Annotated in this window: 5 protein-coding genes; all 5 read right to left on the bottom strand. The window is 37.3% G+C overall.

Annotation, left to right across the window (positions count from 1 at the left end):
• Positions 1–434 precede the first annotated feature (434 nt).
• The 5 genes from KKC91_02975 to KKC91_02955 all read right to left on the bottom strand — a co-directional run bounded on the left by KKC91_02975 (position 435) and on the right by KKC91_02955 (position 4,099).
• The gene (locus KKC91_02975) at positions 435–665 is read right to left on the bottom strand and encodes a hypothetical protein (GenBank protein ID MBU0477515.1); all 231 of its coding nucleotides are present in this window, start codon (positions 663–665) and stop codon (positions 435–437) included.
• A 16-nt stretch (positions 666–681) separates the two neighbouring features.
• Positions 682–867 (bottom strand): hypothetical protein, encoded by a 186-nt coding sequence (locus KKC91_02970; protein MBU0477514.1) that lies wholly within the window; start codon positions 865–867, stop codon positions 682–684.
• Between the two features lie 174 nt (positions 868–1,041).
• Positions 1,042–1,392: a hypothetical protein gene (locus KKC91_02965; protein ID MBU0477513.1), complete on the bottom strand. Its 351-nt coding sequence runs from the start codon at positions 1,390–1,392 to the stop codon at positions 1,042–1,044.
• 247 nt (positions 1,393–1,639) lie between these two features.
• Positions 1,640–2,296, bottom strand: a complete 657-nt coding sequence (locus tag KKC91_02960) for a hypothetical protein (protein ID MBU0477512.1) — start codon at positions 2,294–2,296, stop codon at positions 1,640–1,642.
• Positions 2,297–2,365: 69 nt separating this feature from the next.
• Positions 2,366–4,099, bottom strand: a complete 1,734-nt coding sequence (locus KKC91_02955) for an AAA family ATPase (GenBank protein ID MBU0477511.1) — start codon at positions 4,097–4,099, stop codon at positions 2,366–2,368.
• Positions 4,100–4,213 lie beyond the last annotated feature (114 nt).

The following is a 4,213-nucleotide window of genomic DNA, read 5'->3' as shown; positions in this document are numbered from 1 at the left end:
GCTTTTCTTCAACCACTTTTTGGCCATCCTGAATTATCCTTTTTGGGTCGTTTTAGATTATTTCTTACAAACTTTAGTTAGCAAATTCTAGTTTCCTGCACGCATAATGTAACAGTTTACCGATGGTCTGTTATATTAAACAAAGCTTTGCTGCTAGCCGATTCGTGTATTAATATTTATGCGTGCAGGACGCTAACGCTAATCCTATGGAACTTTTCCCCTAAGTGTTTAATTTTACGGGGTATTCTATATCGATATAAAATGCAGCAATCCCCCTGAGACCCCGGTATTGTACGCAAGTATTGTAAGCAATATTTTGAGGGGGGTGAGTTGAGCTTAATAAGGGGTAATCTAACCGAAAAATGTAAGAAAACCGCTATGCTTCATGGCTAAAATGCCAAGCGCGAAATATTGCACGATCCTTACCTTTGGCTTTACTTTAGTGATTCCACAACTTCTGGCTTTCCCCTTTTAAATCGTTTGAAATATATATTCTCAATGAAATAAGGCAATGGCGCTTTCCATTGTTCTTGTTTATGATTTGCGAGTCCACCGAATTTTTTAGGATTCATCCCTAATTCTCTTGCCATTTGAATATGCATATCTGATAATCGATATCGTCTCTTTGCTTTTTCCCATTCTTCAAGATTCTTTATTTTTGCCATACAGCTTTCCCTTTACTTATAAATCCCATGTTGCTTCTGTAAGCTGACTTTGCCCAAGTTCGGTGAGTAGCACCTCGTCGATTGTCATTTCTCCACAGGAAGAACATAATATTTTCTTCTCAAAATCCGGCCTCATCGTTTCTTCATTTATCGAAACTTGACCAACTTCACTATCAAGTATTCTGGCATGATTTACATTCAAAATTAATTTTCATTTGGCCTCGGTGGGAGATTCGTGCCGTAATCGTGCCATAATCGTGCCATCAGTTCTCCTTAGTCACTCCACCTATACCTTAAGTTTCTACCACTACCCATGGACACAACGATCTTCTTGCCAAGAAGATCGTTCAAATCCCGATTCGCCTGCCATCTCCATTCACTCTCTCCCAATCAACATTCCATCCTCTTCTACCAAACTGAGCTTGGTTTGTCCAAGTAATTTATTCTTTGGTTTCTTGCTCAGAGCATTGAAGGGAGCAAACAAAGAATCAAAAATACCTTTTTTAGCACCCACTTTCACTAAACCACTGTCTCTGCCTGTGATCTTTACCCCAATCCTGCCATTTTCATCTTTTACAAGATTAGCCTGTGCGGGCGTGTGAGTAAATTTTACTGATGAGTAATCCCATATAGTGCAAACCCTGTATCTGTGCCATTCTCCCATTTCATTTCTAAAGCAAAGGCTTCTAATAGGAACTGGTTTGCCTAATAAGAGTGTCTGGCTCATTTTAGCTGCATAATTTCAATAAGCTTTCCCCTTGCTTTTTATCATACTACTGTTTCTTTTCTAAATATGAGGATACCCTATTACAGGCAGATAGACAATAAAAGAAAGTTTTATATATACCCTTACCTAACTTCAGAATCATGTACTTTAATGTTAAAATACATTCCATAGCAAATGGCAGAGAAAATTCCATAGTAAAATTGGGGAGAAATATGAGAATAAGAGGAGAGGGTGGGTAGAAATATTCTTAATTATCTTGCGCAGATAAATTCACAACAAATTCATTAACTCTTTTCATAACTATATCCCAGTTTCTCTCTAGTTTTTGAAAGAATTCTTCAGGACCGTTAGCGTACATTATTGACATTCTCAACCAATAATAAAAATAACCGCTTTCTATTAATCCTGGATGAATTTTATCATTAATAAAGCTTTGAGTAAGCCGAAATAACTCTGGGTTCGCTATGTTCACCATTCTTACTATTTCTGCTTGTGAATACTCCTTCTTGCTAGTCTTTTGAGCAATGTTTTTTACCTCGTCAAGTCCAGCGCCAAGTTGTTTCATATCCTTAGAAGGACCATCATCTTTAATGCTTGCTTCAAGCTCTTTGAGCATTTTTATAAGAGGGAAATATACTAGCTCAAGATGTGAGATCCAATACTCAAAAGTTTTTTCCTTAATACCATGATTCCAAGTTGTTATCCGTACCCATTGATACATTAAAGCAACGTCTAGGGTTTTTAGAGAAACACCTTGAAGAATAAGATCTATTATCAACTTTTTTAACCTTGATAGAATAATGTCAGCTTGTTTCTCTCTCTCGTTTTGAGGAGGAAGATCGTCTTTATGTATCTCATTATAAAGACCCCCTGTATATTTTAATAATTCTTCCGGTGTTTTCAAACTTCTCCTTTATTCGGATAAGGTAAAAAGTGGTACTATTTTACACGTATCTCGGCTTAATCCCTTGTATCAATCCATGCCCATCTCTTTTTCCAACCCTTGTTCTTTCTCCAAAGCCTGTGATTTTTCTACCACAGGCGCTACCTTTTCTGTCATACTTACCTCCTGCGACATTTCTATTCCTTGCAGCTGACGATCTACTTCTTTTCTTGTCTCAGCTAATTCAGGTTCTTCTTTGCCTTTTTCTAAACTCAATAGTATGTTTTTTACTTCCATTTTAATGTTTTGCATATCAATACCTTTTTCTTGCTCATTTTCAGGTTTTCTCAGATCATAAGTTGTTGTTTTTTCCTGCCAGGTCCTGAGAGAATTTGTCAGGCCTTCTTTATCATTCGTATAGATTTTCACCTCGTCTGTAGCCCGCGAGATTGAAACATAGAAGCTATTCCTATTTGTAAGACTTCTTTTCTCTGTATCAAGGTTGATTAAGACACTCTTTACTGTCTGTCCCTGCCCCTTATAATTAGTTAATACATATCCATGATCTATCCAATTATAATTTTTATTGATATTGAAATTTTTCACACCTTTTTCTGTTTGGATAGAGATCTCTCCGCTTTTATGAATGTCTAAAACTTCGCCCATAGTACCGTTTTTCACGCCAAGCGCCCGATCATTATTTAAAAACACTACCTTATCTCTCTTACTAAAAGACTTTTTACTTTCAACGTCACGATTGTTTTTAACATTAAAAGCAAACCCTGTTCTGCCTATCTCTCCTTTCTCTCGAAGAGAATCTCTGATATAAACATTAATTTGCTCACGATCCTTATTTGTGGCCGTTAATATAATGGTTTTATCTCTTTCTTCCTTTGAGCGATTAGTGTAATCATTGCTAATTTGCACATGCCTATTAAAAGTCCTTTTTTTCTCAACTATATTATCTTCAAGTTTTTCAACCGCTTTTCCAATATCCCCAAAAACTGTTTGCTTAACTGCTTCTCTTAGATTCTCATGTTTCTGGCGTAAAATATCTCTCATATCTGTTGTATCGCATACATCTTTCTCATAAATAATCCTAAACGCCTTTCCCGCATTAATGGCTTGCAGCTGTGATCCGTCTCCAACGAGAACAAGTTTAGCATTTGCTTTGCTTGCTCTTTGTGTTAATTCTAACATCTGCTTATTGCCCGTCATACTCGCTTCATCAACAATCCAGACCTGACGCTTTGTTCCCATTATTGTTTCCATTACTGTTGATCGCCTAGCTGGTTGGAGTTCCTCTTGTTCCAACATATACAACCGAGAGTGTATTGTTGCAGACGGAATTCCTGTTTCACGCTGCAGATTATCAGCTGCTTGCCCGGTAAAACTCATACCTGTTACATTATATCCTTTCTGCTCATATAACTCCTTAGTAGCCTTTAACATAGTTGTTTTCCCTGTACCTGCATAACCCTGTATAATATTCACCCCGTCAGGAGACGTGACAATCTTTTCAACTGCCTGTCTCTGTTCTGGCCGGAGATAGTTATATTTTTGATCCAATTGTTGCTGAATGAAGGTGGAACTCAACACAGGAAACGAATTCCTGCGCTCAAAAATATTTTGAATTATGGATTTTTCAATCTGTATGTTTTCTGGCGTAGTAAACCTGATTTCCTTTGGCGCTTTAGTGCTTTGTTCAGGTTCTACTCCAAACTGCTGATCAAGATATTTAAGGAGCTGTTTTTGCGTATCAGATTCTTCCTGTGTTAGCTGCGCTTTGCTCCCTTCTTGGGGTTCTAGACATAGAACCGCCAAAAGCGGAATTGCAAAGCTAATTTTGGAATAAATGATGGTAAATCTGTCACAAGATTCAGCAAAAACACCCTGACTTGCAAGGATTTTCTGAATGTTTTTCTCATTATTCTACTG

The organism is bacterium, assembly GCA_018812485.1.
Lineage (GTDB): Bacteria > JAHJDO01 > JAHJDO01 > JAHJDO01 > JAHJDO01 > JAHJDO01.
The sequence above is the reverse complement of the archived record's forward strand: the minus strand, read 5'-3'. Positions and strand labels throughout refer to the sequence as shown.

Excerpts from the sequence above, each read along its gene's own strand:
- KKC91_02975 (MBU0477515.1), bottom strand. The coding sequence starts at position 665 with ATGGCAAAAATAAAGAATCTTGAAGAATGGGAAAAAGCAAAGAGACGA.
- KKC91_02965 (MBU0477513.1), bottom strand. The coding sequence starts at position 1,392 with ATGAGCCAGACACTCTTATTAGGCAAACCAGTTCCTATTAGAAGCCTT.